The sequence below is a fragment of the Streptacidiphilus sp. PB12-B1b genome (genome assembly GCF_014084125.1).
Lineage (GTDB): Bacteria > Actinomycetota > Actinomycetes > Streptomycetales > Streptomycetaceae > Streptacidiphilus.
Genome location: NZ_CP048405.1, coordinates 7,179,995 through 7,206,626 on the forward strand (window position 1 = coordinate 7,179,995; position 26,632 = coordinate 7,206,626).

The 26,632-nt window shown below is 73.4% G+C and carries 27 protein-coding genes and 2 pseudogenes; 13 read left to right on the plus strand and 16 right to left on the minus strand.

Translation table 11 applies throughout. The features are described 5' to 3' along the window. The first annotated feature begins 118 nt into the window (after positions 1-118). A complete protein-coding gene (locus tag GXW83_RS31240; protein ID WP_182446362.1) occupies positions 119-1,903 on the plus strand; it encodes a carbohydrate binding domain-containing protein in 1,785 nt (594 codons plus the stop codon). Positions 1,904-1,939: 36 nt separating this feature from the next. Here GXW83_RS31240 and GXW83_RS31245 read toward each other — a convergent pair whose 3' ends face one another. Beyond that, positions 1,940-2,476 (minus strand): hypothetical protein, encoded by a 537-nt coding sequence (locus GXW83_RS31245; RefSeq protein ID WP_182446363.1) that lies wholly within the window; start codon positions 2,474-2,476, stop codon positions 1,940-1,942. 501 nt (positions 2,477-2,977) lie between these two features. On the opposite strand from GXW83_RS31245, the pseudogene GXW83_RS34625 reads away from it, so the two are divergent. Further along, a pseudogene (locus tag GXW83_RS34625) lies at positions 2,978-3,201 on the plus strand (chaplin); the annotation flags it as partial. A 289-nt stretch (positions 3,202-3,490) separates the two neighbouring features. On the opposite strand, the gene GXW83_RS31255 reads toward GXW83_RS34625, so the two are convergent. Beyond that, positions 3,491-3,733 carry a chaplin gene (locus GXW83_RS31255; RefSeq protein ID WP_182446364.1) on the minus strand — a complete coding sequence of 81 codons (243 nt, stop codon included), beginning with the start codon at positions 3,731-3,733 and terminating at the stop codon, positions 3,491-3,493. A gap of 235 nt (positions 3,734-3,968) precedes the next feature. On the opposite strand from GXW83_RS31255, the gene GXW83_RS31260 reads away from it, so the two are divergent. From GXW83_RS31260 to GXW83_RS31275, 4 genes are all read left to right on the plus strand, one after another. Continuing rightward, positions 3,969-4,211, plus strand: coding sequence for a chaplin (locus GXW83_RS31260; RefSeq protein ID WP_182446365.1), 243 nt, complete (start codon positions 3,969-3,971; stop codon positions 4,209-4,211). Between the two features lie 218 nt (positions 4,212-4,429). Then, on the plus strand, positions 4,430-4,660 hold the full coding sequence (locus tag GXW83_RS31265) for a chaplin (RefSeq protein WP_225447586.1): 231 nt from the start codon (positions 4,430-4,432) through the stop codon (positions 4,658-4,660). 43 nt (positions 4,661-4,703) lie between these two features. Then, positions 4,704-4,952 (plus strand): chaplin, encoded by a 249-nt coding sequence (locus GXW83_RS31270; protein WP_182446367.1) that lies wholly within the window; start codon positions 4,704-4,706, stop codon positions 4,950-4,952. 85 nt (positions 4,953-5,037) lie between these two features. Beyond that, positions 5,038-5,421, plus strand: coding sequence for a hypothetical protein (locus GXW83_RS31275; protein ID WP_182446368.1), 384 nt, complete (start codon positions 5,038-5,040; stop codon positions 5,419-5,421). A 104-nt stretch (positions 5,422-5,525) separates the two neighbouring features. Here GXW83_RS31275 and GXW83_RS31280 read toward each other — a convergent pair whose 3' ends face one another. Next, on the minus strand, positions 5,526-6,239 hold the full coding sequence (locus GXW83_RS31280) for a hypothetical protein (RefSeq protein ID WP_182446369.1): 714 nt from the start codon (positions 6,237-6,239) through the stop codon (positions 5,526-5,528). A gap of 414 nt (positions 6,240-6,653) precedes the next feature. Here GXW83_RS31280 and GXW83_RS31285 point away from each other — a divergent pair, with 414 nt between their 5' ends. From GXW83_RS31285 to GXW83_RS31295, 3 genes are all read left to right on the plus strand, one after another. After that, entirely contained in the window at positions 6,654-6,992 is a 339-nt protein-coding gene (locus GXW83_RS31285; protein WP_182446370.1) for a rodlet layer protein, read from the plus strand. A gap of 10 nt (positions 6,993-7,002) precedes the next feature. Beyond that, entirely contained in the window at positions 7,003-7,344 is a 342-nt protein-coding gene (locus tag GXW83_RS31290; RefSeq protein WP_182446371.1) for a rodlet layer protein, read from the plus strand. A gap of 85 nt (positions 7,345-7,429) precedes the next feature. Further along, positions 7,430-7,768, plus strand: coding sequence for a rodlet layer protein (locus GXW83_RS31295; RefSeq protein WP_182446372.1), 339 nt, complete (start codon positions 7,430-7,432; stop codon positions 7,766-7,768). 153 nt (positions 7,769-7,921) lie between these two features. Here the strand turns inward: GXW83_RS31295 and hemB are convergent, their stop codons facing one another. From hemB to GXW83_RS31320, 6 genes and pseudogenes are all read right to left on the minus strand, one after another. Further along, positions 7,922-8,911, minus strand: coding sequence for a porphobilinogen synthase (gene hemB / locus GXW83_RS31300; RefSeq protein ID WP_182446373.1), 990 nt, complete (start codon positions 8,909-8,911; stop codon positions 7,922-7,924). 6 nt (positions 8,912-8,917) lie between these two features. Then, on the minus strand, positions 8,918-10,585 hold the full coding sequence (locus tag GXW83_RS31305; protein WP_182446374.1) for a bifunctional uroporphyrinogen-III C-methyltransferase/uroporphyrinogen-III synthase: 1,668 nt from the start codon (positions 10,583-10,585) through the stop codon (positions 8,918-8,920). Beyond that, entirely contained in the window at positions 10,582-11,607 is a 1,026-nt protein-coding gene (gene hemC, locus GXW83_RS31310; RefSeq protein ID WP_182446375.1) for a hydroxymethylbilane synthase, read from the minus strand. Before hemC ends, GXW83_RS31305 begins: the two co-directional genes overlap by 4 nt. A 7-nt stretch (positions 11,608-11,614) precedes the next feature. After that, entirely contained in the window at positions 11,615-13,048 is a 1,434-nt protein-coding gene (locus tag GXW83_RS34630) for a glutamyl-tRNA reductase (protein ID WP_225447587.1), read from the minus strand. A gap of 22 nt (positions 13,049-13,070) precedes the next feature. Continuing rightward, a pseudogene (locus GXW83_RS34635) lies at positions 13,071-13,861 on the minus strand (redox-sensing transcriptional repressor Rex). 314 nt (positions 13,862-14,175) lie between these two features. Beyond that, a complete protein-coding gene (locus GXW83_RS31320) occupies positions 14,176-14,457 on the minus strand; it encodes a glutaredoxin family protein (protein WP_182446377.1) in 282 nt (93 codons plus the stop codon). 108 nt (positions 14,458-14,565) lie between these two features. On the opposite strand from GXW83_RS31320, the gene GXW83_RS31325 reads away from it, so the two are divergent. From GXW83_RS31325 to GXW83_RS31335, 3 genes are all read left to right on the plus strand, one after another. Beyond that, entirely contained in the window at positions 14,566-15,456 is an 891-nt protein-coding gene (locus GXW83_RS31325) for an HAD family phosphatase (RefSeq protein WP_182446378.1), read from the plus strand. Positions 15,457-15,861: 405 nt separating this feature from the next. Continuing rightward, positions 15,862-16,680, plus strand: coding sequence for an ECF subfamily RNA polymerase sigma factor, BldN family (locus GXW83_RS31330; protein ID WP_370466822.1), 819 nt, complete (start codon positions 15,862-15,864; stop codon positions 16,678-16,680). A gap of 257 nt (positions 16,681-16,937) precedes the next feature. Next, entirely contained in the window at positions 16,938-18,140 is a 1,203-nt protein-coding gene (locus GXW83_RS31335; RefSeq protein ID WP_182446379.1) for a DUF5667 domain-containing protein, read from the plus strand. 93 nt (positions 18,141-18,233) lie between these two features. Here the strand turns inward: GXW83_RS31335 and GXW83_RS31340 are convergent, their stop codons facing one another. From GXW83_RS31340 to GXW83_RS31365, 6 genes are all read right to left on the minus strand, one after another. After that, a complete protein-coding gene (locus GXW83_RS31340) occupies positions 18,234-19,460 on the minus strand; it encodes a lysophospholipid acyltransferase family protein (protein WP_182446380.1) in 1,227 nt (408 codons plus the stop codon). After that, positions 19,460-20,530 carry an NAD-dependent epimerase/dehydratase family protein gene (locus tag GXW83_RS31345; protein WP_182446381.1) on the minus strand — a complete coding sequence of 357 codons (1,071 nt, stop codon included), beginning with the start codon at positions 20,528-20,530 and terminating at the stop codon, positions 19,460-19,462. The genes GXW83_RS31340 and GXW83_RS31345 overlap by 1 nt, the downstream gene beginning before the upstream one ends. Before the next feature lie 121 nt (positions 20,531-20,651). Further along, a complete protein-coding gene (locus GXW83_RS31350) occupies positions 20,652-20,750 on the minus strand; it encodes a 30S ribosomal protein bS22 (RefSeq protein ID WP_182446382.1) in 99 nt (32 codons plus the stop codon). A 266-nt stretch (positions 20,751-21,016) separates the two neighbouring features. Beyond that, on the minus strand, positions 21,017-21,226 hold the full coding sequence (locus tag GXW83_RS31355) for a helix-turn-helix domain-containing protein (protein ID WP_030261033.1): 210 nt from the start codon (positions 21,224-21,226) through the stop codon (positions 21,017-21,019). Positions 21,227-21,796: 570 nt separating this feature from the next. After that, positions 21,797-22,969, minus strand: coding sequence for an acetoin utilization protein AcuC (locus GXW83_RS31360; protein WP_182446383.1), 1,173 nt, complete (start codon positions 22,967-22,969; stop codon positions 21,797-21,799). Next, a complete protein-coding gene (locus tag GXW83_RS31365; RefSeq protein WP_182446384.1) occupies positions 22,966-24,189 on the minus strand; it encodes an MFS transporter in 1,224 nt (407 codons plus the stop codon). The genes GXW83_RS31360 and GXW83_RS31365 overlap by 4 nt, the downstream gene beginning before the upstream one ends. A 214-nt stretch (positions 24,190-24,403) precedes the next feature. On the opposite strand from GXW83_RS31365, the gene GXW83_RS31370 reads away from it, so the two are divergent. Further along, a complete protein-coding gene (locus GXW83_RS31370; RefSeq protein WP_182446385.1) occupies positions 24,404-25,966 on the plus strand; it encodes a M23 family metallopeptidase in 1,563 nt (520 codons plus the stop codon). A 3-nt stretch (positions 25,967-25,969) separates the two neighbouring features. Here the strand turns inward: GXW83_RS31370 and GXW83_RS31375 are convergent, their stop codons facing one another. Beyond that, on the minus strand, positions 25,970-26,620 hold the full coding sequence (locus GXW83_RS31375) for an HAD family phosphatase (RefSeq protein WP_182446386.1): 651 nt from the start codon (positions 26,618-26,620) through the stop codon (positions 25,970-25,972). Positions 26,621-26,632: the final 12 nt, after the last annotated feature.

Below are 26,632 nucleotides of genomic sequence, written 5' to 3' on the forward strand. Positions count from 1 at the left end.
GCCGGATCGCGCACCCGAAACTGTTAGGACTCTTGACAGTTTAATGGTCTAGTCCAACTATGGGCGGTGTTCAGCCAGTGGTCTCTACCAATTGCACCCCACCCCCACGGGAGTCCGCATGAGACGGCGCACCACCGCACGACCCCTACGCACGTTGTTCACCGGCCTGCTCGCCACCGCCGCGGCCTCGGCCGGCCTGGTCGTGAGCGGCGCCGGAACCGCACAGGCGGCCACCCCACTGCCCGCCCACGTGTTCGCCCCGTACTTCGAGGCGTACAGCGGTGACAGCCCGGCCACCATCTCCACCCAGTCCGGCGCCAACTACGAGACCATGGCGTTCATCCAGACCGCCAGCAAGGGCTCGTGCACCGCCTACTGGAACGGGGACAGCAGCCAGCCGCTGACCTCGGCCACCTTCGGCAGCGACATCAGCGCCATCCAGGCCAAGGGCGGCGACGTCATCCCCTCCTTCGGCGGCTACACCGCCGACGACACCGGCACCGAGATCGCCGACAGCTGCACCAGCGTCGCCTCGATCGCCGCGGTGTACGAGTCGGTGATCACCACGTACAACGTGACCCGGATCGACCTCGACACCGAGGACAACTCGCTCACCGACACCGCCGGCATCACCCGCCGCAACCAGGCCATCGCCCAGGTCGAGGCGTGGGCGGCCAGCACCGGCCGCACCGTGCAGTTCCAGTACACCCTGCCGACCACCACCAGCGGCCTCGCCAGCAGCGGGCTGGCGGTGCTGAAGAACGCGGTCGCCAACAACGCCGTGGTCTCCGTGGTCAACATCATGACCTTCGACTACTACGACGGCGCCACCCACGAGATGGGCACCGACGCGGAGAACGCGGCGACCGGGCTGTACAGCCAGCTCGCCTCGCTCTACCCCTCGAAGACCCCCGCGCAGCTGTGGGGCATGATCGGGATCACCCTGATGCCCGGTATCGACGACTACGGCGCGGCCGAGACCACCACCGTGGCCGACGCGTCCACCGTGGAATCCTGGGCCACCAGCAAGGGCCTGGCCGAGCTGTCGTTCTGGGCGCTGGAGCGCGACAACGGCGGCTGCGTCGGCACCGCCGGCTCGGACACCTGCTCCGGCATCGCCCAGGGCACCTGGGACTTCAGCCACGCGCTGGAGCCCTTCACCAGCGGCGGCACGGTGACCCCGCCCCCGCCGCCCGGCAACGACTTCTCGCTGTCCGACGCGCCCGCCTCGGCGTCGGTCGCGGCCGGGGCCTCGACCACCTCGACCGTCAGCACCGCCGTCACCAGCGGCAGCGCCGAGAGCGTCTCCCTGGCGGCGAGCGGCCTGCCCAGCGGCGTCACGGCCGCCTTCAGCCCCGCCTCGGTGACCTCCGGCGGCAGCTCCACGCTCACCCTGAGCGCCTCCAGCAGCGCCGCGGCCGGGACCTACCCGATCACCATCACCGGCACCGCCGCCTCGGGCAGCCACACCGCGACCTTCTCGCTGACGGTCACCTCCACCAGCGGCGGCGGTGGCGGCTCCAGCAGCCTGGTGAACGGCGGTTTCGAGACCGGCAGCCTCAGCCCGTGGACCTGCCAGACCGGCAGCGCCGTGGTCAGCACCCCGGTCCACTCCGGCAGCCACGCCCTCCAGGTGGCAGCCGGCTCCTCCACCACCGGGGAGTGCGACCAGACCCTCACCCTGCAGCCCAACCACAGCTACACACTCAGCGGCTGGGTCCAGGGCAGCTACGCCTACCTCGGCGTCAGCGGCGGCGCCACCGCCAGCACCTGGTCCAGCAACAGCTCCTGGAACCAGCTCAAGGTGGCCTTCACCACCGGCTCCAGCGGCACCGTCACCGTCTACGTCCACGGCTGGTACGGCCAGGGCAACGTCTACGCCGACGACCTCAGCGTGAGCTGACGGCAGCGGCAGTGACAGCGGCTCCGGCCGCCGCGTTCAGCCAGCCTTGACCGGCACGGTGAGGTGGACCAGCCCGGCGACGCCGAACTCCAGCAGCACCGGGCTGGTGCCACCCGCCTTCAGTCCGCTCGCGGAGGGCAGCACGACCGACGGCGCGCCCGCGCCGAAGGTCGCGCTGCTCCCCGAGTCGATCATGATCCCGGCGGTGGACAGCGCGTTGATGGGACCGGCGCTGCCCGTCAGGGTCGCCTGCCCGAGGCCGGGGACCGAGACCACCGAGAGGTGCTCGGTCACCGGCCCTTCGTTGTCCACGGTGAAGTCCAGCCGAGCCTGCCCGCTCGGGCCCAGCTCGACCACCGCGTCCTTGATGGCCAGGTCCACGTTGCGGGCCCGCATGCTCCAGTCGGTGCCGTCGGCGCCGGTGCTCACCGACGACTGGGCCACCCCGGGGGCGACCCGCTGGACGGTCCCGCTGCCGCACCCGCTGGCCAGCCCCGCCACGGAGGCTGTGAGCGCGGCCGCGAGCAGGGCGCGCTGGACGGTGGTTCGACGGGGACCGGCGGGGGATCGCATATCTGCATTATGCGGAGCCGACGTGAGAGCCCGGACAGCGCCCCCGCCCGCCACCGCCGAGCCCGCGTCCGGCCCGCGTCCGGCCCGCGCCGTGCCCCCCGTGGCGCCCCCGCCGGGGACGTCGGCCGAGGTCACCCGGACGCCCCGCCGAACCACCCGAACGGATGACCCGGACCGTCGCCGCGCAGCTGCCCTCGAGCGCCGTCCGCCCGATCCGGCCGCCGCGGAACACCCCTCCCGGCGCAATTCCGGTGCCCGCCGGAGAGCACCGGGAAATACCGTCGGAGAACCCCTTCGGATCGTATCCCACGCACTCCGGCCGCCCCACCCGGCGCCATCGGCGGAATTTCCTCCAAGCGGGTGATATGACGAAGTGTCACCCACCCTCCACCGCTTTCGTGACGAAGAGTGGCTGTAGTGCCGGGGGTTGCGTGGGCTCGTCCCCCGCGCCCCCGGCCGAAGCCGTTCCGACGCAAGCGAAAGAGGAACAAAGTGAGCAGAATGCGCAAGGCCGTAGCGATGACCGCCATGGTCGGCGGGCTCGTGTTCGCCGGGGCCGGGGCTGCCTCCGCCGACTCCAACGCCTACGGCGAGGCCAGCAACTCCCCGGGGTCCTGTCCGGCAACGTCGTCCAGATCCCGATCGACATCCCGGTCAACGTCTGCGGCAACAGCATCGGCGTGATCAGCGTGCTGAACCCAGCGTTCGGCAACTCCTGCTCCAACGGCAACGGGACGCAGGCGGCCGCCGGCCACCTGATGGCCGCGCACCACATCGCCATGACCCCGGAGGCGGCCGGCCTGAACCACGAGGGCTACCGCCACAGCCTGCACCTGAACGCCCGCGGCGAGGACTGCTGCTGACCTGGTCCCCTCCAGGTCCTGCGGAAACCGGCCGGTCCCACCCGTCCGGGCGGGGCCGGCCGTCGCCGTGACAGCGCGACGCCCTCCCCGGGCGGCCTGCGAACAGGCGCGGCCCGGGGAGGGCGTGGTGCTGGTCAGCGGTTGCCGACGGTCAGCCGTTGTTGGCGCAGTGGTTGCCGAAGGCCGGGTTGAGCAGGCCGACGACGTCGATGCTGTTGCCGCACAGGTTGACCGGGACGTGCACCGGAACGGCGATGTTGTTGCCGGAGAGGACACCGGGGGAGTTGCTGGCCTCACCGGTCGCGGTGGAGCTGGCGAACGCCGCACCCGCCCCGGCAGCGAGCGCACCGGCCGCGGCGATCGTGACGACGGCGCCCTTGAGGGTGTTGTTCATGATGACTACTCCGTGGTTTGTCTGCGTGGCAAAGTGCCGCAGGAATGGACGTTGAGCACAACGCTCCAGGAGCGCGGCGGATACGGCCCCGCTCCGACTTCACCCGGACGCGTCACCCACCCGCTCGCAGTCCGAAAATTCGAGCTTCTTTCACCGTCGGCCGTTTCCTCCAAAGGCGGCACTCGTTTTCAGCGGTGAAGGCCCCAGTACATCACCAGCCTCATAAGGAATCGACATGCAGAACATCAAGCGCAGCGCCCTGCTGGTCACCGTGACCGCCGGAATCGTCGTGGGCGGCGCCGGTGCGGCCATGGCCTCCAGCACCGCCACCGGTGCGGCCAACAACTCCCCCGGCGTGCTGTCCGGCAACCTGATCCAGGTCCCGGTGCACGTCCCGGTCAACGCCTGCGGCAACACCGTGAACGTCATCGGCCTGCTCAACCCGGCCTTCGGCAACCACTGCGAGAACAACGGCTGACCTGTCGGCTGACCGAAGGGCCGCGCCCCCGTACTCACCAGTCCGGCGGGGCGCGGCCCTCACCTGTCCCCCGGCCCGGGGCGGCCCGGCTGTCCGCTGCACGAGTGGTCCTCGGACCGCGTGCGTGTCCGTCGCCGACCGTCCCTCGTTCGCCAGGTGTCCGGTCCACTGGGGATCGACAGAAGACGGAGATTCCAACCATGCGCACCGTGAAGTCCGTGAAGACCGGCATCGCCCTCACCGCGATCGCGGTCGGCCTGGCGCTGACCGGCGCCGGCAGCGCCGTCGCCGACGCCACCGCGACCGGCGCAGCCAACAACTCGCCCGGCTTCCTCTCCGGCAATGTGATCCAGGTTCCGGTCCACATCCCGGTGAACCTCTGCGGCAACAGCATCGGCGTGGTCTCGCTGCTCAACCCGGCCTTCGGCAACCACTGCAGCAACAGCTGACCCCTCCCCCACCGCTTTTCACCCTGATGAAGGAGATCCACCCATGCAGACGCTCCTGAAGACCGCTGCCGTGTCCGCAGCCGTCCTCGGCGTCGCGCTGGCCGGTGCGGGCACCGCCGCCGCCGACGCCACCGCGACCGGCGCGGCCAACAACTCCCCCGGCGTGCTGTCCGGCAACCTGGTCCAGGTCCCGGTGCACGTCCCGGTGAACCTCTGCGGCAACAGCATCGACGTGATCGGCGCGCTGAACCCGGCGTTCGGCAACCACTGCGTCAACAACCCGGACTGCTGATCCGGGCGGTCCAGCCGCGGTGCTGCCCCTCGGGACGCTTCCGAGGGGCAGCACCGCACCCCGTCGCCACTCCAAGGAGTCATCCATGTTCCGTGCGCTGACCACGGGTTGCGCCGCCGGTGCCCTGCTCGTCCTGGGCACGCTCTCCTCGCAGGCGCCCTGCTGGGCCGCGGAGAGCGGTGCGCCGCTGGCCAAGCCCTCCGCCGAGCTGCAGCCGCCGGACGCCATCCCGGCGCTGACCGGGCTGGGCAGTGCGGTGGCCAGCACCTCGCACCCGGTGAAGACGCTGCGGGTCGATCCGCTGGCGGCCTCCAAGGCCGATCCGCTGTCGAACGGCCTCGCGGTGCAGCCCGACTCGCCGGGCGTCTCCCCGGTGGCGACCTCGACGGTCACCGGCCCGCTGAGCGCCGGCGGCGGGCTGGCCAGCCTGCCGGTCGTCAACACGCTCGCCTCGGCCCTCCCGGGCTGAAACCGCAGGACCGTTCTCTTAGGACCGTTCTCGCAGCACCGCTGACAGGGCCCCGCCGGTCGGATCATCCGACTGCGGGGCCCTGCGCCGTCCCGGGCCGGAGGTCAGTGCTGCTGCAGCCCCTGGCCGAGCGCCCCGGCGGACGCCACCAGCTCGTCCACGCCCTGGGTGAGCGGCTTGCGGCTGCCGCCCTGGTCCAGGTCGAGCCGTCCGCGCGGGTCGGTGTGCAGCTGCGGCTCGGTCACCGACGGGTTGAGGCTGCCGAGGTCGACGGTGCCGTGATCCGGCGTCATCGAGCGGGTGCTGCCGCTGTGGTAGGTGAGCGGGTGGCCCAGGGACACCGCCGAGCCCACCGTGCGCAGCGGCGCGCTGGGCACGGAGAGGTCCACCGCGTTGGGCTTGGCGTGGTCGTCCGGCCCGCTCAGCGGCGCGGCCAGCGGCGCCGTGACGCCGACGGCGGGGGTCTTGCGGGTGGTGTCCAGCGCGGGCACCAGCGGGTCCGGCACCAGCTGCGGGTCCTGGGTCTGCGCGGTCGGACCGGACGGCCCGGCGGACTGCCCGGCCTGCGAGGAGGGCGGCAGCACCAGCGCGGCCGGGACCGCGCCGTCCACCCCGGCGGTGCTCGCCGTCGATCCGGTGAGCTGCCGGGCCGCCCCGCCCAGCGGCAGGTCGAACGGAACCTGCTCCTGCGCCGCGGCGTTCTCGGCCGCCGCCGTCTGGGCGGGGGTCAGCGGGGTGGCGGCGGCCGTCCCGGCCGCCAGGCCGGCCGAGGCACACACGGCGGCGGCGATCGCGGTCGCTCGCGCGGAGAGATTCATCAGTGGGGATCCCATCTTTCCGTAACCCGCCCGACCGCGGTGCGCCGCCGGCAGCGGATTGAACACGCTCGCAGGTTGCTTCGGCCACGAGCAACCTGCCTGAACGATTCACCGGCCGCGACAATGCGCGAATTCACCCTGAGCAACCATGGCCGACCAGGTGTTTTCATCCCCAGGGGGAATCCCGTTGACCTGAAAGGAGTAACCACCGTTGCCCCTGCCAGGGGCGATCGTTGATCAGAACGCATCCACCGCAGAGGCGGCAGGCAGGAGTCCCCGCATTCGGACGCCCTGGTCGGGCACCGAACAGGGAGACGGAGGCCGCTCCGGCGGATGCGCATCGACCGGTCATGGGATTCGTTCACGATAACGACCCGGACGTGTGACCACACAGCACCCAGAAAAGGATCCGCAATGCTGAAGAAGGCTTTCGCTGCCGCCGGTATCGCCGCCGCCACGCTCGCGATGACCTCCGCTCCCGCCTCCGCCATCGGCGACAGCGACGGGTCGACGCTGTCCGCTCAGGGCGCGGGCGGCACCAACGTCACCGGCACCTGGGGCGACAACAGCCCGAACTTCCACTTCCTGGACAACCCGAACATCTGCCTGCCCGAGGTCCACCACGTGCAGGTCGGTCTCATCCCGGTCCAGGCGGACCTGCCGATCGCCGACCAGCAGTCGCACCAGACCTGCAACGTCGGCCAGGCCACCCAGGGCGCGGGCGACGCTCCGCTGTCGCACCTGATCGGCTGATCAGCCCCCCATGATCAAGCAGACCCTCTCCGTGGTCGGTCTCGCCATGACCGCAGCGGCGCTCGTCGTCTCACCGGCCGCCGCCATCGGCAACTCCGACGGCACGACCAACTCCCTCCAGGGGGCCGGGGGCACCAATGTGACCGGGACGCACGGTCACAACAGCCCCAGCCACCACACCCTGGAGAACACCAACCTCTGCCTGCCAGAGGTGCACCACGCCCAGGTCGGGGTTCTCGTCCCGGTCCAGGCGGACGTCCCGGTCGCCGACCAGCAGCTGCACCAGACCTGCCAGTCCGGGCAGGGCACGCAGGGCGCAGGCGACGGGGCCGTCTCCCACCTCCTCGGCTGACTCCCACTCAGCTGCGCGCGGTAGAAGCGGTACAAGCGTCATGAGCGGTACAAGTCAACGCAACTCACAGAAACCAGGTTCGAACATGCTGAAGCAGGCCCTCTCCGTCGTCGGTCTCGCCGCGGGCGCTGTCGCCATCGTCGTCTCCCCGGCCGCCGCCATCGGCAACTCCGACGGCTCGACCACCTCCCTCCAGGGCGCGGGCGGCACCAACGTCACCGGCACCCACGGCGACAACAGCCCCAACTTCCACACCCTGGACAACCCGAACATCTGCCTGCCGGAGATCCACCACGTGCAGGTCGGCCTCGTCCCCGTCCAGGCGGACCTGCCCATCGCGGACCAGCAGCTGCACCAGACCTGCAACGTCGGCCACACCACCCAGGGTGCGGGCGACGGCGCCCTGTCGCACCTCATCGGCTGATTTCGTTCCAGCCTCGCACCACACCGGCGCCCTGCGGCGCCACTGACCCGACGATCACCCGATCGAGTGACCCTCCAGGATGTGCACCGGCGGGCCAGGAAGACCTCCTCTTCCTGGCCCGCCGGCCTGTTCCCCCAAGCCGTCGTCGTCGGCTCAGCCGAGCATCCGGGCGGCCTCGACCGCCCAGTAGGTGAGCACCTGGTTGGCCCCGGCCCGGCGGATCGAGGTCAGCGTCTCCATGATCATGCGCTCCCGGTCGATCCAGCCGTTGGCGGCGGCCGCCTCGACCATCGCGTACTCGCCGGAGACCTGGTAGGCCGCGACCGGCACCGGGCTGACATCGGCGACCTTGCGCAGGATGTCCAGGTAGGCCATGGCCGGCTTGACCATCACCAGGTCCGCGCCCTCGGCCAGGTCCAGCTCCAGCTCGCGCAGGGCCTCCCGGGCGTTGGCCGGGTCCTGCTGGTAGCTCTTGCGGTCGCCCTTCAGCGAGGAGCCGACCGCCTCCCGGAAGGGCCCGTAGAAGGCCGAGGCGTACTTGGCTGAGTACGCCAGCACCGAGACGTCCTGGTGCCCGGCGGCGTCCAGGGCCTCCCGGACGACCGCGATCTGACCGTCCATCATCCCCGAGGGGCCGACCATGTGGACGCCCGCGTCGGCCTGCACCACGGCCATCTCGGCGTAGCGCAGCAGCGTCGCGTCGTTGTCCACCGAGCCGTCGGCGGCCAGCACGCCGCAGTGGCCGTGGTCGGTGTACTCGTCCAGGCACAGGTCGGACATGACCACCAGCGCGTCGCCGACCTCGGCGACCACGTCGCGGATGGCCTGCTGCAGGATGCCGTCCGGGTTGGTGCCCTCGGAGCCGGTCGCGTCCTGCACCAGCGGCACGCCGAACAGCATGATCCCGCCGACACCCGCCTCGGCCGCCTCCACCGCGGCCTTGCGCAGCGTGTCCCGGGTGTGCTGGACGACGCCGGGCATGGAGCCGACCGGCACCGGCTCGCTGATGCCCTCACGGGCGAACAGCGGCAGGATCAGCTCGGCCGGGTGCAGCCGGGTCTCGGCGACCAGCCGGCGCACCGCCGGGGTGGTGCGGAGCCGGCGCGGACGGACGACGGGGGTCTGGATCGGGGTGGAGTCCATGACGGTTCAGCGGGCCTTCCTGCGCGAGCCCGGGCGGCGCTCGCTCGGGCGGTACACCTGCTCGCCGGCCTGGGTTGCTGCGTCGCGGCGGGCCGCTCCGAAGTCTGCCAGGGCCTCGGCGAGCGCCGCCGCCGAGGGGGCCGGGGCGAGGACGTCCACCCGCAGCCCGTGCTCCTCGGCGGTCTTGGCGGTCGCCGGGCCGATACAGGCGATGACGGTGACGTTGTGCGGCTTGCCGGCGATGCCGACCAGGTTGCGGACGGTCGAGGACGAGGTGAAGATCACCGCGTCGAAGCCGCCGCCCTTGATGGCCTCCCGGGTCTCGGCCGGCGGCGGCGAGGCGCGGACGGTCCGGTAGGCCGTCACGTCGTCGACCTCCCAGCCCAGCTCGACCAGCCCGGCGACCAGCGTCTCGGTGGCGATGTCGGCGCGCGGCAGCAGCACCCGGTCGATCGGGTCGAACACCGGGTCGTACAGCGGCCAGTCCTCCAGCAGCCCGGCGGCGGACTGCTCGCCGCTGGGCACCAGGTCCGGCTTGACGCCGAAGTCGACCAGGGCCTGCGAGGTGGTCTCGCCGACCGCGGCGACCTTGATCCCGGCGAAGGCGCGGGCGTCCAGCCCGTACTCCTCGAACTTCTCCCGGACCGCCTTCACCGCGTTGACCGAGGTGAACGCGATCCACTCGTACCGGCCGGTGACCAGGCCCTTGATGGCCCGCTCCATCTGCTGCGGGGTGCGCGGCGGCTCGACCGCGATGGTCGGCACCTCCGAGGGCACCGCGCCGTACGAGCGCAGCTGCTCGGAGAGCGCGCCGGCCTGGTCCTTGGTGCGCGGCACCAGGACGTTCCAGCCGAACAGCGGCTTGGTCTCGAACCAGGAGAGCGAGGAGCGCTGGGCGACCTGCTCGCCGACGACGGCTATCACGCTGCTGGCCGGGTCCACCGGGGCCGACACCGGCGAGGGCAGCACCCGGGCCGCCTTCAGCTCGGCGGCCAGGGTGCCCAGCGTGGCGCAGTAGGTGCGCTGCCGGGTGGTGGTGCCCTCCAGCGTGACCGAGATCGGGGTGTCGGGCTTGCGGCCGTGGGCCACCAGGGTCTGCGCGGCGGCGGGCAGCGAGCCCAGCAGGGTGCGGACGACCAGGGTCGAGTCGCAGCCGCCGAGGTTGCTCCAGGTGGTCTCGGCGAGCGGCTGCTGCGCGTCCACGAAGCGGACGTCGGTGGCGCCGCCGGTGCGCAGCGGCACACCCGCGTAGGCCGGGACGCCGACCGACTGCGCCACGCCGGGCACCACCTGGAAGGCGATGCCCGCCTGCGCGCAGGCCAGCATCTCCTCGGCGGCGCGGCCGTCGAGGCCGGGGTCGCCGTCGACGGTGCGGACCACGTGCTTGCCCGCCTGCACGGCCGGGAACAGCTGGACGATGGGGCCGCCGTCGAGCAGCTGGGCGTCGGCGTCACCGCCGAGCGGCTGGTCGGCGGTGTGGTGCTCGACGCCGAACGGACAGTGCACGCGCACGGCGGACGCCGTGAGCGGGTCGGCCACCAGCACGTCCGCCGAGGCCAGCACCTCCACCGCGCGCAGCGTCAGCAGTCCGGGGTCGCCCGGGCCCGCGCCCAGGAAGGTGACCTGGCCGGCCGGGCGGCGGGCCGCCCCGTGGATGTCATGAGTGGGGCTCACTTGACTCGCTCCCCCATCAGACCGGCCGCGCCCTCGGCGAGCATCCGGGCCGCCAGCTCGCGGCCCAGGGCCGTTGCTGCCTGCTCGGACGCCGCCTGGGGCGCGTGGGCGCCGGTGGCGGACAACTGCACGACGGTCGAGCCGTCGACGGTGCCGACCAGTGCACGCAGGTGCAGCTCGTCGGCCCGCTCGGCCGAGGAGCCACGTCGCACCTCGGCCAGTGCCCCGACCGGGGCGGAACAACCCGCTTCGAGCGCGGCCAGCAGCGCGCGCTCGGCGGTGACGGCGGCCCGGGTGGGGGCGTCGTCGAGTACGGCGAGCGCGTCCGCCAGCCCGCTGTCGGCGGCGGCGCACTCGATGGCCAGCGCGCCCTGTCCGGGCGCGGGCAGCATCAGCGTGTCGGCGAGCAGCTCGCCGGCCTCGGCGAGCCGGCCGAGCCGGTTCAGCCCGGCGGCGGCCAGGACGACCGCGTCCAGCTCACCGGAGCGGACGTAGCCGATCCGGGTGTCCACGTTGCCGCGGATGGGCACGGTCTCCACGGCGGCCCCGGTGGCGGCGGCCCAGGCGTTCAGCTGGGCCGTGCGGCGCGGGGAGCCGGTGCCGATCCGGACCGGGGCGCCGTCGTGCGCGCACTTGGCGACCAGCTCGTCCAGGGTGAGGCCGTCCCGGGCGACCAGGGCGTCCCTGGGGTCCTCGCGGCGGGGCACGGCGGCGAGCCGCAGCCCCTGCGGGGCGGCGGTCGGCAGGTCCTTCAGCGAGTGCACGGCGAAGTCGATGGTGCCGTCGAGCAGCGCGTCGCGCAGCGCGGAGACGAAGACCCCGGTGCCGCCGATCTGCGCCAGGTGCTCGCGCGAGGTGTCGCCGTAGGTGGTGATCTCGACCAGGTCGACCCGGCGTCCGGTGGCCCGGGACACCGCCTCGGCGACCTGCCCGGACTGGGCCATCGCCAGGGCGCTGCGCCTGGTGCCCAGGCGCAGGGCCGGTGGGCCGGCGGTGGGGGTGTTGCTGAGTTGGCCACTCATGACATGATCATCCCGGTCGTGCTCGGTATGGGTGCTGTGCGTCGGTACGGGGTGCTGGCGGGGCACGGAGGCCGGGCGGGGCTCGGTCATCCCGCGCCACCCCCGGGGTGGGCGCCTGTGCCGGGACGCGGACCGGCGCCCCGGCGACGGCCTGGACCGCCGCGGGGTCGAGATCGAACAGCTCCCGCAGCGCCTCCGCGTAGGAGGCGCCGCCCGGCTCCCCGGCGAGCTGCTTGACCCGCACGGTCGGCGAGTGCAGCAGCTTGTCCACCACTCGGTTCACCGTCTGCGCCAGTTCGGAGCGGCTGCGGGCGTCGAGTTCGGGCAGCCGCCCGTCCAGGCGTTCCAGCTCGGCCCGGACGACCTCCGACGCCTTGGTCCGCAGGGCCACCACGGTCGGCGTGATGGCCGCCGCCCGCTGCGCCGAGCCGAAGGAGTCCACCTCCTGGGCGACGATCCGGCGGACCGCCTCCACGTCCAGTGCCCCGGCGGCGCCGTCGGTCTGCGCGGCGGCTTCGGCCAGGGTCTCCAGGTCGACCACGTGGACCCCGTCCAGGCCGTGGGCCTCGGTGTCCACGTCCCGCGGCATGGCCAGGTCGAGCAGGGCCAGCGGGGTGCTGCCGGATCTGCGGGCCGCCGCGGCGGTGATGTCGGCGGCGCTGAGGACGGTTCCGGCCGCCCCGGTGCAGGAGACCACCAGGTCCGCCCCGGCCAGTGCGGAGCCGAGGTCGGCGAAGGGCACCGCCCAGGCGCCGTGGTCGGCGAGCGCGGCCGCCAGCCGGACCGCCCGGTCCTCGGTTCGGTTGACGATGACCAGTTCGGACACACCGGCGCGGGCCAGGGTGGTCGCGGCCAGCGAGCTCATCGAGCCGGCGCCGACGACCAGGGCGCGCTTGCCCGCGATCGGACCGGTCGCCTCGGCGACCCGCTCCAGGCCGAAGGTGACCAGCGACTGCCCGGCCCGGTCGATGCCGGTCTCGGTGTGCGCCCGCTTGCCGACCCGCAGCGCCTGCTGGAACAGCTCGTTGAGGCCGCGCCCGGCGGTGCTCTGCTCCTGCGCCAGCGACAGCCCGTCGCGCAGCTGGCCGAGGATCTGCCCCTCGCCGACCACCATCGAGTCCAGCCCGCACGCCACCGAGAACAGATGGTGCACGGCGCGGTCCTCGTAGTGGACGTACAGGTGCGCGGTCAGCTCCTCGATGGAGACGCCGGTGTGCTCGGCGAGCAGCACCGACAGCTCGTCCACCCCGGCGTGGAACTTGTCCACGTCGGTGTACAGCTCGATCCGGTTGCAGGTGGAGACCAGCGCCGCCTCGCCCACGGGCGCGGCAGCGGCCGCGGCGTGCAGCAGCCGCCGCGGGGCGTCGCCGGTGAGGGCGGCCCGCTCGAGCAGCCCGACCGGCGCGGTGCGGTGGCTGAGGCCGAGTACCAGAAGGCTCATGCTTCTGCCTCGCTTCCCGTGTTCACGCCGGCACCACCGCCGGCAGGTCGCCGTCGTCGCCGCGCTCGCCCTCGGGGCCTTGCCCCGGGCGCGGGAGACGGCGCCGAGGCTGCGGCGCGCAGCGGCGGCCGCCACTGCCTTCGCTCCTGCCCCAGGGCGCGAGACTACTGCGGGCGGCTCCTCCGGGAGGTGCTCCTCACCGGACTTTCGCTGTTCGTGGAAGGCCAGGATCTGCAGCTCGATCGACAGGTCCACCTTGCGGACGTCGACGCCGTCGGGGACGGACAGCACCGTGGGGGCGAAGTTGAGGATGCTGGTCACCCCGGCCGCCACCAGCCGGTCGCAGACCTGCTGGGCCGCGCCGGGGGGCGTGGTGATCACCCCGATGGAGACGTGCTCCGCCCGGATGATCTCCTCCAACTCGTCCATGTGCCGCACCGGCAGGCCGGCGGCGGTGCGCCCGGCCAGCGCCGGGTCGGCGTCCAGCAGGGCCGCGACCCGGAATCCGCGGGAGGCGAAGCCGCCGTAGTTGGCCAGGGCGTGGCCCAGGTTCCCGATGCCGACGATGACCACCGGCCAGTCCTGGGTGAGACCCAGCTCACGGGAGATCTGGTAGACCAGGTACTCCACGTCGTATCCGACGCCGCGGGTGCCGTAGGAGCCCAGGTAGGAGAAGTCCTTGCGGAGCTTGGCCGAGTTGACCCCGGCTGCGGCGGCGAGTTCCTCGGATGAGACCGTGGGTACCGAGCGCTCGGACAGGGCGGTCAGCGCGCGCAGGTAGAGCGGCAGGCGCGCGACCGTGGCGTCGGGGATGCCCCGGCCGCGGGAGCGGCGCGGCGTGCCGGCGCCCCCCGTCGGCGGCGGGGTGGATGAGGTGGAACGTCCAGTTGCCACGGTGCTCCTGTGTCTGAAGCTGGGCTGCGAACGCCAGGTTATGCGTTTGTGAACGTGTGCACAAAGATGGTGTCCGTTTTGTCCGCCAGGAGTGATGCGCATCACGCGTGCTGCGCACGGGGTTCGCGGTGAGCCGGTGGGCACGTGTCACTCCTTCGACGGTCGGCCCCCCGACACAAAACCTCTCGATGGTAAGCGCAACCACCATGCATCTCATAAGACCGCGCGTCCGGCTACCCGCCCAGCGCGGTGCGCAGCCTGCGCTCGTCCACCCGCCAGAAGTCGTGCTGCCTGCCGTCGACGAGGGTGACCGGGATCTGCTCCCAGTACTTCCGGTACAGCTCCTCGTCCTGGTTGATGTCGTGCTCCTCCCAGGCGAAGCCCAGCTCGCCGGCCAGCCGGGCGACCACCGCCCGGGCGTCGTCGCACAGATGGCAGTCCGGCTTGCCGATCAGCGTGACCAGGTGATCGGACGGTTCCTTGCGGGGGGCGCCGCGGCGCAGCAGAGGGCTCACCCCACCATTCTGCGCCCCGCCCGTACCCCCTCCGTTGCGCCCACCGTCAGCAGGCGTTCCCTCCCGCTGGTACGGATACGGGAGCCCGCTCTGGCTATGCTCGACACCATGGCCACGCTGCGAAGGCTCCCCCAGGAGAAGCGCTCCCCCGCCGTGCTCGCCGGCGCGGCCTCCGGAGCGGCCGCCGCCGAGGCCGCGCCCGACACCGCGGCGCCGGAGCCGGGCGACCCCAGGGCCGCCGCCTTCTTCGACTGCGACAACACCATCGTCCAGGGCGCGGCCATCTTCTACCTGGGCCGGGGCCTGTACAAGCGCAAGTTCTTCAGCCACCGCGAACTGCTGCGCTTCGCCTGGCAGCAGACGTACTTCCGGCTGCACGGCGCGGAGAACGCCGGGCACATGGCGGACGCCAAGGAGAGCGCGCTGTCGATCGTCTCCGGGCACCGGGTCGCCGATCTGGAGCGGATCTGCGAGGAGGTCTTCGAGGAGTACATGGCCGAGAAGATCTGGCCGGGCACCCGGGCGCTGGTGCGGATGCACCTGGAGGCCGGGCAGCGGGTCTGGCTGGTCACCGCCGCCCCGCAGGAGGCGGCCCGGGTGATCGCCGCGCGGCTGGGCATGACCGGCGCGCTGGGCACGGTCGCCGAGGCCGTCGGCGGCGTCTACACCGGGCGCCTGGTCGGCGAGCCGCTGCACGGCCCGGCCAAGGCCGAGGCGGTCAAGGCGCTGGCCCAGCGCGAGGGCCTGGACCTGGCCCGCTGCGCGGCGTACAGCGACTCCTCCAACGACATCCCGATGCTGTCGCTGGTCGGCTACCCCTATGTGATCAACCCTGACGCCGAGTTGCGCCGCCACGCCCGGGAACAGGGGTGGCGGGTACGGGACTTCAGGACCGGCCGGAAGGCCGCCCGGGTGGGCATCCCGGCCGCCGCCGGGCTGGGCGCGGCTGCGGGCGGCACCGCCGCCGCCATGGCGCTGTACCGGCACCGCCGACGCTGACCGCCCGGGCGGTGACGCGTCGGGGTGTCCCGGCTGCAGCGGGTTGACGTCCCGGGTGACGGAGCGGCCAACTGGCTGATCGTTTCTGATCGTTCGACCCGCTCCGGATTCCCTGCGATTTCCCGGGCCGTCGAGCCGCACCGCAGGGAATCGGCCCTCGCACGATCACTCCTGGACACCGCCCGATCACGAATCCGCAGCGGCGGTCGGATGCCGCTGGCCATAGTCGGTCACATCCTGCCACCAACGAGTAACAGATGTGACGGAAGCGGTGAAATAAGCAACAGGGTGTAGCCGTTGCTGCACAAAGCGTTATCCTCGTCTGACGCACGCCGGTGCCCATGTGTCCCACGCTGGGCGAGCGGGCCCGCACTGCACGTAAACAGTTCTGCCTCTGGGAGTCCCGTGTACCCACACGTCCGGAACGACGCGCCTGCACCCTCCCTCGCCCCCGGCTCGGCCGCAGGCGGGCTGGACCTGCTGCGCGCCATGGTGCGCGACCAGCTGTTCCCGCTCGGCCCGCTGCCGATGACCGCACTCGCCGTGGCCGGCGGCGTGGACGCGCCATTCGGCCCGCAGCCCCCGCGCACGCCCGTCGTCCAGCGCAGCCGCGCCTCCGCCGCCTCCCCGCGCCCGAGAAACCCGTCCTGGGACAAGGACGACGTCCAGGAGTCGGCCGACAATCCGATCATGCGCCTGGTCGAGCGGGCCCAGGAGGGCGACAGCGAGTCCTTCGGCCGCCTCTACGACCACTACGCGGACACGGTCTACCGGTACATCTACTACCGCGTCGGCAGCAAGGCCACCGCCGAGGACCTCACCAGCGAGACGTTTCTGCGGGCGCTGCGCCGCATCGGCACCTTCACCTGGCAGGGCCGCGACTTCGGCGCCTGGCTGGTCACCATCGCCCGCAACCTGGTCGCCGACCACTTCAAGTCCAGCCGCTTCCGGCTGGAGGTGACCACCGGCGAGATGCTCGACTCCAACGAGTGCGAGCGCAGCCCGGAGGACTCCGTGCTGGAGTCGCTCTCCAACGCGGCGCTGCTGGACGCCGTCCACCGGCTCAACCCGCAGCAGCAGGAGTGCGTCACGCTGCGCTTCCTGCAGGGCCTGTCGGTCGCGGAGACGGCCAGGATCATGGGCAAGAACGAGGGCGCCATCAAGACCCTCCAGTACCGGGCCGTGCGCACCCTGGCCCGACTGCTGCCGAGCGACGCCAGGTAGTCGCCGCCGCCCATGAGCCCGTCCCCGCACCCGTCTCCGAACCCTTGCGCGAGCCCGCCCCGGACAGCCCCGGCGGACCGGCCCGCGACCCGTCACCCGCACGCCCGGGCCCGCGTAACCGAGCGTCCCCACCGCTCGTTGCACAGTGTGCTTGGCCCCGCCGGGGCCCCGCCTCACCCTTTCGGGTGGTTCGAGGCACGACTGCGCAACCGTCCGGTCGGCCGAGTTGTCGACAACGACGAGAGGAGGTGCTGCCCATGACAGCCAACGTGCTAGAGCACCGCAGGGCGAGAGCCTTCGCAGACGCTGTGGAGGACCGTCCCAGCACAGCCGCCGCCCAGCAGTTCCCGGAACTGCTGACGATGGTGGACGCCCTGGACATCCTGGGCTCGCAGTCCGCACCGAGCCTGGACCCCGAGGTCCACATGGTGCAGCGGGCCCAGCTGATGGCCGAGTTCGAACGCGCCTTCGCCGGGGGCGGCGGCGTACCGGCCCAGCGCGATCGCGGCAGCCACCGCGCGGCGCCGGCCGGGCGGTTCCGCCCCAGCGGCCGCTGGGGCCGCAAGCTCGCGGTCAGCGGCCTGGCGGCGGGGGTGGTGGTGAGCGCCTTCGGCGGCGTCGCCGCGGCCAGCTCCTCGGCCATCCCGGGCGACACCCTGTACGGGGTCAAGCGCGGGCTGGAGAACTGGCGGCTGGACTTCGCCGGCTCCGACGCCCAGCGCGGCAGGCTGCTGCTCGGCGAGGCCTCCCAGCGCATGGCCGAGGCACGGCAGTTGATCGACCGCCAGCCCGGTGAGCACACCCTCAGCCCGCATGTCGCCGCCGAGGTCACCAAGGCGCTCAGCGACATGAACGCCGAGGGCACCCAGGGCCGGAACCTGCTCCAGGCGATCTACCAGCAGAGCCACTCGCTGGCTCCGATGCAGAGCCTGGCCGCCTTCGCCAGCAGCCAGCAGCAGCAGTTGGACGCCATCTCCCCGCACCTGCCCAGCCAGGCCGACCCGATGGCCGGGCGGCTGCAGCAACTGCTGTCGGGGATAAGTGCCGAGCTGGCGCCGCTGCACCTGGCGCCCGGCGGGTCCGGCGGCACCGGCGGCGGCTACCGGCCCGGTACCGCCGCCACGCCCTCCGCCGGGACGGTCTCCGGCACCGGCAGCAGCACCATGGGCGTCCGGCCGAGCAGTGCGCCGCAGGGCGCGACCACCTCCGGCACCGGCTCGATGACCGGCGGCGCTCCCGGCGCCACGCCCAGCTCCGGCGGCGGCGCCCTGGTCCCCGGGCTGACCGGCGGCCTGCTCGGCGGCGACGGCGGCGGCTCGCCGTCGACCACGCCCCCGGCCGGGGCCAAGCAGCCGAGCGCCGCGGCCTCCACCCCGGCGGGCGACGGCCTCACCGTGCCGCCGCTGGTCCCCGGGCTGCTGCCGACCATCGGCATCGGCCTGTCCGGCGGCGACGGCTGACAGCGCAGCGAGACGGGCCCGACAGCGCAGCGCGCCGCCGGGCCCGCCCGTGCGTCCGGACTCGTCCGGAATCGTCCAGGAAGGGCAGCAGGCTCAGAAGAAGACCGAGCGCCGCTGCACCAGCAGCCGGTACAGGGTGTGCTGGATGGTCTCCCGCACCTGGTCGGTCAGGTTGAACACCAGCATCGGGTCGTCCGCCGCCTCGGCCGGGTAGTCGTCCGTGGGGATCGGCTCGCCGAACTGGATGGTCCACTTGGTCGGCAGCGGGACCGCGCCCAGCGGCCCGAGCCAGGGGAACGTCGGGGTGAGCGGCACGTACGGCAGGCCGAGCAGCCGGGCCACCGTCCGGGCGTTGCCGATCATCGGGTAGGTCTCCTCCGCGCCCATGATCGAGCACGGGACGATCGGCACCCCCGCCTTCAGCGCCGAGGAGACGAAGCCGCCCCGGCCGAAGCGCTGCAGCTTGTAGCGCTCGGAGAAGGGCTTGCCGATGCCCTTGAAGCCCTCCGGCCAGACGCCGACGATCTCGCCCGCCTCCAGCAGCCGCTGCGCGTCCTCGTTGCAGGCCAGGGTGTGCCCGGCCTTGCGGGCCAGCTCGTTGACGCCCGGCAGCACGAACACCAGGTCGGCGGCGAGCATCCGCAGGTGCCGCTGGGTGGGCGTGTGGTCGTGGATGGCGACCTGGGTCATCAGCGCGTCCCAGGGCAGCACCCCGGAGTGGTTGGCGACGACCAGCGCGCCGCCCTCAGTGGGCAGGTTCTCCGCGCCCCGGACGTCCAGCCGGAAGTACTTCTCCGCGATCGGGCGGACGGCGGTCAGCAGCACCTTCTCGGTCAGCTCCGGGTCGAAGCCGAACTCGTCCACCTGGTACTCGCCGGTGAGCCGCCGCCGCAGGAAGTCCAGGCCGCCTGCGGCCCTGCGCTCCCAGCCCTTCCCCAGCGCCCGCTCGGCCAGACCGCCCAGCGGGCCGGACAGGGCGCTGCCGACCGCGCCCGCCAGGCTCTCGGCCATGCCCTGCCCCCGGCGCTCGGCCTGCGGCGCGGGCGCCGCGACCGGTGCCAGCGCGACCGGCGAACCGCCCGGCCGGGCCGCCCGGGGCCCGGCCTGCGGGCCCGGCTCGGCCGCGGCCGCCGCCGCGCCCGGGGAGCGCCCCGCGGCCTGGCCCGCGGACCGGGCCGGGGCGGGCACCGGGACCGGCGCCGGGGCATGGGCCGGGGAGGGCGCCGCGGGCGTGCCGACGGGCTTGGCCCGGCCGCTCCTGCGCCCGCCGATCGGGATGACCTTGGCCTCGTTCCCGGCCCGCTCGTTCGCCGAACTCATCAGTTGCCTCCTCCGCCGGCCGGCAGCAGGTCGGCGGCCCTGGACGTCCACCGCGCGACCCGGGTCGGCGGCAGCAGCCCCGCCCGGGTGCTGCGGGCCAGGTCCGCCAGGGCCGCCTCGGTGCTGAATGCCGGGATGTAGCCGAACGTCTCGCGCAGGTGGGTGGTGTCCACGACCCGGCCGTGGGTGAGCAGCCGCAGCTGCTCGGGGGCGAAGTCCAGCATCCTGGTCTGCCGGGCCATCCCGGCGACCCAGCTGACCGCCGGGAGCAGCAGCGGCACGGTGGGCCGCCCGAGCCGCCGGGCGGCCTGGGAGAGCAGCAGCACGCCGTCCCCGGCGACGTTGAAGGTGCCGCTGTTGGTCGTGCCGCGCCGGGGGTCCACCGCGGCCAGCCGCAGCACCTCCACGGCGTCGTCCTCGTGGACGAACTGCAGCCGGGGGTCGTAGCCGAGGACGGTGGGCAGCACCGGCAGCGAGAAGTACTCGTTCAGCGGGGTGTCGGCGTGCGGTCCGACGATGTTGGCGAAGCGCAGCACGCACACCGCCACGTCGGGCCGGCGCCGGGAGAAGCCCCGGACGTAGCCCTCCACCTCGACCGCGTCCTTGGCGAATCCGCCGCTGGGCAGCACCTTGGGCTGCATCCGCTCCTGGAAGACGGCCGGGTCGCGGGGCGCGGAGCCGTAGACGCTGGTGGTCGACTTCACCACCAGCCGCTGCACCGACGGGGACTTCTGCACCGCGGCGAGCAGTTGCATGGTGCCGATGACGTTGGTCTCCTTGACCGTCGACCGGCTGGTGGAGCCCAGCGTGGTGGTGCTGACGTTGAGGTGCACCACGGTGTCGACGCCGTGTTCCGCCATCACCCGGGCGACGGTGGGGCGGCGGATGTCGGCGCTGACGAAGGCGTACTCGGCGAGCCCGGCGGCGTCGACGGTCCCGGCCAGGTCATGGGTGGAGGGCTGGACGTCCACGCCGACGACCAGGTCCACGCCCGGCTGACGGCGGATCGACTGCACGAACCGGCTGCCCAGGTGCCGGGCGACCCCGGTGACGAGTACGACTCTTCCCACTGGACAGTCCCTTCCCGCCTCCGCTGCTCGGCCGTGTCACATGGCACCGCCGCCCGCTCCGACACTAGCGTCGGAACGGGCGGCGGGACACCTTGCGGCCGCGCGTGGCGGCGTTCGGGTACTACTTCTTGTTGCGACGCTGGATACGCGTGCGCTTGAGAAGCTTCCGGTGCTTCTTCTTGGCCATACGCTTGCGACGCTTCTTGATTACGGAACCCACTGACAACCCTCACTCACTGGACAAACCCGCAGGAGCGGGAGTCAGAGTCCAAACGACTGACGTAAGCCACCAGCGTACCGAAACCTGGGCCCAGGGAGTAATCCGCCCCCCGGAGGCACTTCTGACCGACCTTCGGCCGGGGCTTCGGCGGGGCCCCGAACGGCCCCGAACCGCCCCCGGACGGCCTCGGCCCGGCCGGAGGCGGCCCCGCGCGGGGCGTTCTCCGGCCGGGCCGGGTGGCGCTGTGCACTCGCTACCGTTCGGACCTACGCGGTCTCCCGCCCCACGTAGGACTCGCGGAGATAGTCGTGGACCGCCTGTTCCGGTACCCGGAAGGAGCGGCCTACGCGGATCGCAGGCAGCTCGCTGCTGTGCACCAGGCGGTACACGGTCATCTTCGACACTCGCATCACCGAGGCGACTTCCGCCACGGTGAGGAAGTTGACCTCGTTCAGAGGCCGCTCTCCAGACGCCATGACAACACCGACCCTTATCCGTGTGACGGGCACCGGCTTCCCCTCCGGTGACTCCAGCCAACACACGCGTATCCCCAGAGTAGTTATGGGTGGTACCAGTGGGAAGGGGGAGAAGCAGCCAATCGCTACTGAGACATACCGGCCTGTTGCAGTACGTAGGCGGTAGGCATTCCGTAGCAGTCCGCTCGCTCACCGTGGCCGATTCCGTCGGCCCGCGCACCCGCTGCGGGCCCTCCCCCGGGCCGCCGCGCGGCGCCTGCCGGGGCCGCCGGCGCGGTCGCCGCCGGGGCGCCGGCCGCCTCCCCGCCGGGCCTGGGCGAGCCGGGAGGAGCAGCGAAAGCGCAGGTCGCAGCGGTGGCGGCAGCCTTTGCCGGGGGCGTCCGCGCGTCCGGAGGCCGGGGTCGCTGCGGCCCGTCCGGGGGCCGGCACTCCGGAGCGGGGGACTGCCTTCGGGTGCGTCCCTTCCTACACCCGCGCGCCTGCCGACCGCCGCCCAGGGCACGGAGCGCGGTCGGGCGCGGCCCCCAACGCAGGGGCGCGAACTTTTCGGTGCGCGCCCCCGACCCGCGCTCAGACCACCAGGCCGTGGTGCGGGAAGACCGCGCGGCGGGTCGCCAGCACCGCCTGGTCCAGCCGGTTGGCCGGGTCGTAGCCGTCGTCGAACTCCCGCCAGCCCGCGTCCATGCCGTCGGTCATCCGCTCGGGCGCCCGCTGCCCGGTACGGCGGAACACCTCCGCGCGCCACTCCTCGGGCGTGGGCGTCTCCGGTGCGATGGGCCGACCTGCGGCGATGGCCACCAGGTGGGTCCAGGCCCGGGGCACCACCTCGGCCACCGCGTACCCGCCGCCGCCCAGGGCCAGCCAGCGGCCCCGGGCGTGCCGGTCGGCCAGGGCGGCCACGGAGGCGGCGACCGCCCGCTGCGCGTCCAGGGTCACCGCCAGGTGCGCCAGCGGATCCTCCAGATGGGTGTCCGCGCCGTGCTGGCTCACCAGCACCTGTGGCCGGAAAGCTTCCAGCAGCTGCGGGACGACGGCGTGGAAGGCCCGCAGCCAGCCCGCGTCGGCCGTCCCGGCGGGCAGCGCCAGGTTCACCGCCGTGCCCTCGGCCCCCGGGCCGCCGGTCTCCTCTGGCCAGCCGGACTGCGGGAACAGCGTGCGGGGGTGCTCGTGCAGCGAGATGGTCAGCACCCGCGGATCGTCGTAGAACGCGGCCTGGACGCCGTCGCCGTGGTGGACGTCGACGTCCACGTAGGCGACCCGCTCCGCACCCAGCTCCAGCAGCCGGGCGACGGCCAGGGCGGCGTCGTTGTAGACGCAGAAGCCGGAGGCGCTGCCGGCCATGGCGTGGTGCAGCCCCCCGGCGAAGTTCACCGCCCGCGACGGCCCGGGCCCGTGCCAGACCGCCTCGGCCGCCGCCACCGACTGCCCGGCGATCTGCGCGGACGCCTCGTGCATGGCCGCGAAGGCCGGATTGTCCTCGGTGCCCAGGCCGCGCTCCGGGTCGGCCTGGCCGGTCTCGGCGGCCTTGCGCACCGCCGCCACGTACTGCGGCTCGTGCACCAGCGCCAGCGTGGAGTCGCCCGCCGGGTGCGCGCCGGTCACGGTCACCCCGGGCAGCCGGTCCAGGCCGAACGCCCGGATCAGCGACATGGTCAGCTCCAGCCGCACCGGGTCCATCGGATGGCCGGGCCCGAAGTCGTAACGGGTGTCGGCCTCGTCCCAGAACAGCTGCAGCGGCGTCATACCGCCACGGTATCGACTGCCGACGGTTGCGGCGCAGCGGCCCCGAACGCCTTGGTCACGCCGAGGATCGCCAGCACCAGCACCATCGGCACCAGCATCGCCACCCGGTAGCCGGAGCCGCCCGCGATGCCGCCCACCAGCGGCGAACCGACCAGGAAGCCGACGTAGTTGAAGATGTTCAGCCGGGCCACGGCCGCGTCCGCGTCGCCCGGGAACAGCCGCCCGCCGGCCGCGAAGACCTGCGGGACGACCACGCACACGCCCAGGCCGACCACGGCGAAGGCCACCACCGCCGTCCACTGCTCGGGGGCGACCGCGACCAGGGCGAAGCCCAGCGCGCAGACCACCGCGCCCAGCCGCACCGTCCGGACGCTGCCCCAGCGCTGCACCCGGTTGTCGCCCAGCATCCGGCCCACCAGCATCACCACCATGTAGGCGGCGTACGGCACCGAGTACATCTGGCTGGAGGTGTGCATGAGGTCCTGCATGTACTTGGCGCTCCAGTTGGAGACCGTGGAGTCGGCGATGTACGCCACGCACATGGCCAGGCACAGCGGCAGCAGCGGCTTCCACGGGATGGAGCGGGCGGCGGCGGCCACCGCCTCCTCGACGGCGCGGCCCAGCTCCTGCGGCCCGGCGTACCAGACGCTCGCCACCAGCACGATCGGGACGGCCACCGCGGCCGTCGTGCCGAACAGCGCCAGCTGGCTGAGGTGCCAGTGCGCCCCGGCCCAGGCCAGGACCGCACCGACGATCCCGCCCAGGCTGAAGGCCGCGTAGAAGCCCTGCATGATGGAGCGGCCGTAGCGGTGCTGCAGCGCCACCGCCGACATGGCCTCGCTGGCGTCCAGGCCGCCGACCATCAGCCCGAAGGCGCCCAGCGCGACCGCCGCCTCGGCCAGCCGGTCACCGGCCCCGACGCCGAGCAGGGTCAGGCACACCAGTGGCTGGACCACCCGCAGCACCGCGCGCGGCGAGGTGCGCTTGACCACCCACTCCATGGAGATCGAGCCGGCCCCGGCGAGCACCGGCACGGCCGCCAGGAACACCGGCAGCAGCGCGTTGCTGATGCCGTACTGGGTCTGGATCGCCGGGATCCGGGTCACCAGCAGCGCGAAGACCGCGCCCTGCACCACATAGCTGACCAGCAGCGCCACCCGCGCCCGGCGCAGCCCCGGCGGCACCGCACCGGCGTTGCCCGCAGCCGTCTCCGCAGCCATGACGCACGTCCTTACTCGCCGGTACCGGAACAGGTTGGCGTGAGCGTACGGATTTCGCCGGTCCACCGGAAGGGCCCCGGGCAAAAGATCGCGCCGCGCGGCCCCACGTCGATTCCCGCCCGGCGCTCCGCTCGTTACCTGACGTGAGGGAACAGGCGCGCAGAGAGCACCGTCCGTTCCCGGCCCAGCCGCCGACCGCACCAGAAGGGCCCCCATGGGTACGCGCGACCGCCTCCTCGCCCCACTCCGCCGGATCGCCTCCCCGGGCCCGGTGGCGCAGGGCCCGACCGCGCGCGCCCTGACCGCGGTGTTCCGCGCGGAGGCGCTCAGCCCCGCGCTGTTCGCCCCGGAGCTGCTGGCCCGGGTGCCGTTGGCGCGGCTGCAGGAGACGGTGGACGCGCTGCGCGACCGGCACGGGCCGTTGCGCTCGGTCCGGCCGCAGCAGGAGCTGCACCGGCTGGGCTTCGCCCGCGGCGCCGAGCTGGTCTGGGCCGGGACGGACGCCGCCGGGCGGCTCACCACCCTGGTCACCGGTCCCGGCGCGCTGCTCGCCCGGGGCAGCGCCCCCGCCGCCGCCGTACCCGGCCCCGGCCGGCCCGGCGACGACGACCCGGCGGCGCTGGACGACGCCCTCGGCTACGACTACGACATCCGCACCCCGCCGCTGGGCATCCGGCTGCCGCACCCGGCGCTCACCCCGCCCTGGAAGCCCGCGCCGCCGCCCGCCGGACGCGCCACGCCCGCCGCGCCGCCCGTCCCGCCGCCCGCCGCGCCGCCCGCGCCGGCCGCGGCCGCGTTGCAGCGCACCGTCCTCGGCTACGCCGCCGCCACCGCCGTGGAACTGACGATCCCCTTCCTCACCGACACCGCCTCCGGCTGGGCGCTGCTGCTGGCGCAGACCCCGGCGTTCGCCTGGTACGTGCTGCGCACCGCGCCCGCGCACACCCTGCCGCCGTGGTTCCGGCTGCTGCCGCTGCTGCCGCTGGCCGCCGCCGTGCTCGCCGCCGCCCGGGCGCTGCCGCTGCTGGGCCCGGGGCTGCCGTGGACCGCGCCGGGCCTGCCGGAGACCGCCCTGGCCGCCGCCGTGCCCGCGCTGGCCGTCTGGACCCACCGCCGCAGCGCACCGATCCGGCCCTCGCCCAGCGCCCACCCGCTGGTCCTCGCGTCACCGCTGCGCGGCGGCCGGTTCACCCTCACCGAGGGCGGCGGGCCCGCCGTCAACCGGTACGCGCAGGAGTCGCTGCTGCCCGGCGGCGGGCGCTCGCACCGCTACGCCGTGGAGCTGGTGCGGCTCGGCGCGGGCCCGCAGTGGCGCGGACGCCGGGCGCTGGGCCTGGCCCCGGCCGTCAACGAGCGGTACGCGGTCTACGGGCACCCGGTGGTCAGCCCCTGCGACGGGGTGGTGGTGGCCGCCGTGGACGGCCTGCCCGACCACGAGCCGTACCGCTCCGGCGCGGACCACCCCGAGGGCAACCACGTCGCCATCGACACCGGCCGCGCGCTGGTGGTGCTCTCCTGGCTGCGCCAGGACAGCGTCCGGGTGCGGCGCGGCCAGCACCTCACCACCGGGACGCCGGTCGCCGCCGTCGGCAACTCCGGCGACGGCTCCGAGCCGGCCCTGCAGCTGCGGGCCGAGACCCGGGCCTCGCGCCCGCTGCCGGGCAGCGGTGCCGGGCTGCCGTTCCGACTGGCCGAACTGCGCGGCGCCCCGCTGCGCGGCCGCCGCTTCGCCGTCCCGGACCGGTCCCCGACCGGGCCCGGGCCAGGGCCCGCCTAGCGGCTACAGCCCCAGCAGCGCCGGGGCCTGCGCCGGGTCGGTGTAGCGCGCGGTGGCGTCCGCCAGCCGCTCGGGCGGGGTCAGCGCGGTGTAGCCGAAGACGTCCATCCCGGCCGCCCGGGCGGCGGCCACGCCCAGCGGGCTGTCCTCCAGCACCGCGCAGCGCTCCGGCGGGACTCCCATGGTCCGGGCGGCGTGCAGGAACAGGTCGGGCGCGGGCTTGCCCCGGCCGACGTCCTGGGCGCTGAACAGCTGCTCGTCGGTGAAGAACGGCAGCAGCCCGGTCCGGGTCAGCGCGGTCCGGATCCAGGCGTGGTGGGCGGAGGAGGCGACGCAGTAGCGCACCCCCGACGCCTGCACCCGCTTCAGCAGCTCGGCGGCCCCGGCGACCGGGGTCAGCTGCTCCTGGAACGCGGCGAAGACCCGCGCGTGGAAGTCCTGGTCGAAGCCCTCGGGCAGGGTGGCGCCGCCGAAGCGGGCCGCGACCACGTCGTGGACGGTGTGCGCGGCGGCGCCCATGTAGTCCCGGTAGGAGTCCTCGATGGTGGTGGGGAAGCCCAGCTCGGTGAGGTAGTCGGCGAGCAGCCGGTTGGAGATGGGCTCGCTGTCCACGAGCACACCGTCGTTGTCGAAGATCACCAGGTCGTAGCGCACGGGATCACCCTA

Bases quoted from the DNA above. Each gene is read 5' to 3' on its own strand.
- GXW83_RS31240 (WP_182446362.1), top strand. From the start codon at position 119: ATGAGACGGCGCACCACCGCACGACCCCTACGCACGTTGTTCACCGGC.
- GXW83_RS31245 (WP_182446363.1), bottom strand. From the start codon at position 2,476: ATGCGATCCCCCGCCGGTCCCCGTCGAACCACCGTCCAGCGCGCCCTG.
- GXW83_RS31255 (WP_182446364.1), bottom strand. From the start codon at position 3,733: ATGAACAACACCCTCAAGGGCGCCGTCGTCACGATCGCCGCGGCCGGT.
- GXW83_RS31260 (WP_182446365.1), top strand. From the start codon at position 3,969: ATGCAGAACATCAAGCGCAGCGCCCTGCTGGTCACCGTGACCGCCGGA.
- GXW83_RS31270 (WP_182446367.1), top strand. From the start codon at position 4,704: ATGCAGACGCTCCTGAAGACCGCTGCCGTGTCCGCAGCCGTCCTCGGC.
- GXW83_RS31275 (WP_182446368.1), top strand. From the start codon at position 5,038: ATGTTCCGTGCGCTGACCACGGGTTGCGCCGCCGGTGCCCTGCTCGTC.
- GXW83_RS31280 (WP_182446369.1), bottom strand. From the start codon at position 6,239: ATGAATCTCTCCGCGCGAGCGACCGCGATCGCCGCCGCCGTGTGTGCC.
- GXW83_RS31285 (WP_182446370.1), top strand. From the start codon at position 6,654: ATGCTGAAGAAGGCTTTCGCTGCCGCCGGTATCGCCGCCGCCACGCTC.
- GXW83_RS31290 (WP_182446371.1), top strand. From the start codon at position 7,003: ATGATCAAGCAGACCCTCTCCGTGGTCGGTCTCGCCATGACCGCAGCG.
- GXW83_RS31295 (WP_182446372.1), top strand. From the start codon at position 7,430: ATGCTGAAGCAGGCCCTCTCCGTCGTCGGTCTCGCCGCGGGCGCTGTC.
- hemB (WP_182446373.1), bottom strand. From the start codon at position 8,911: ATGGACTCCACCCCGATCCAGACCCCCGTCGTCCGTCCGCGCCGGCTC.
- hemC (WP_182446375.1), bottom strand. From the start codon at position 11,607: ATGAGTGGCCAACTCAGCAACACCCCCACCGCCGGCCCACCGGCCCTG.
- GXW83_RS34630 (WP_225447587.1), bottom strand. From the start codon at position 13,048: ATGAGCCTTCTGGTACTCGGCCTCAGCCACCGCACCGCGCCGGTCGGG.
- GXW83_RS31325 (WP_182446378.1), top strand. From the start codon at position 14,566: ATGGCCACGCTGCGAAGGCTCCCCCAGGAGAAGCGCTCCCCCGCCGTG.
- GXW83_RS31335 (WP_182446379.1), top strand. From the start codon at position 16,938: ATGACAGCCAACGTGCTAGAGCACCGCAGGGCGAGAGCCTTCGCAGAC.
- GXW83_RS31340 (WP_182446380.1), bottom strand. From the start codon at position 19,460: ATGAGTTCGGCGAACGAGCGGGCCGGGAACGAGGCCAAGGTCATCCCG.
- GXW83_RS31355 (WP_030261033.1), bottom strand. From the start codon at position 21,226: ATGGCGTCTGGAGAGCGGCCTCTGAACGAGGTCAACTTCCTCACCGTG.
- GXW83_RS31360 (WP_182446383.1), bottom strand. From the start codon at position 22,969: ATGACGCCGCTGCAGCTGTTCTGGGACGAGGCCGACACCCGTTACGAC.
- GXW83_RS31365 (WP_182446384.1), bottom strand. From the start codon at position 24,189: ATGGCTGCGGAGACGGCTGCGGGCAACGCCGGTGCGGTGCCGCCGGGG.
- GXW83_RS31370 (WP_182446385.1), top strand. From the start codon at position 24,404: ATGGGTACGCGCGACCGCCTCCTCGCCCCACTCCGCCGGATCGCCTCC.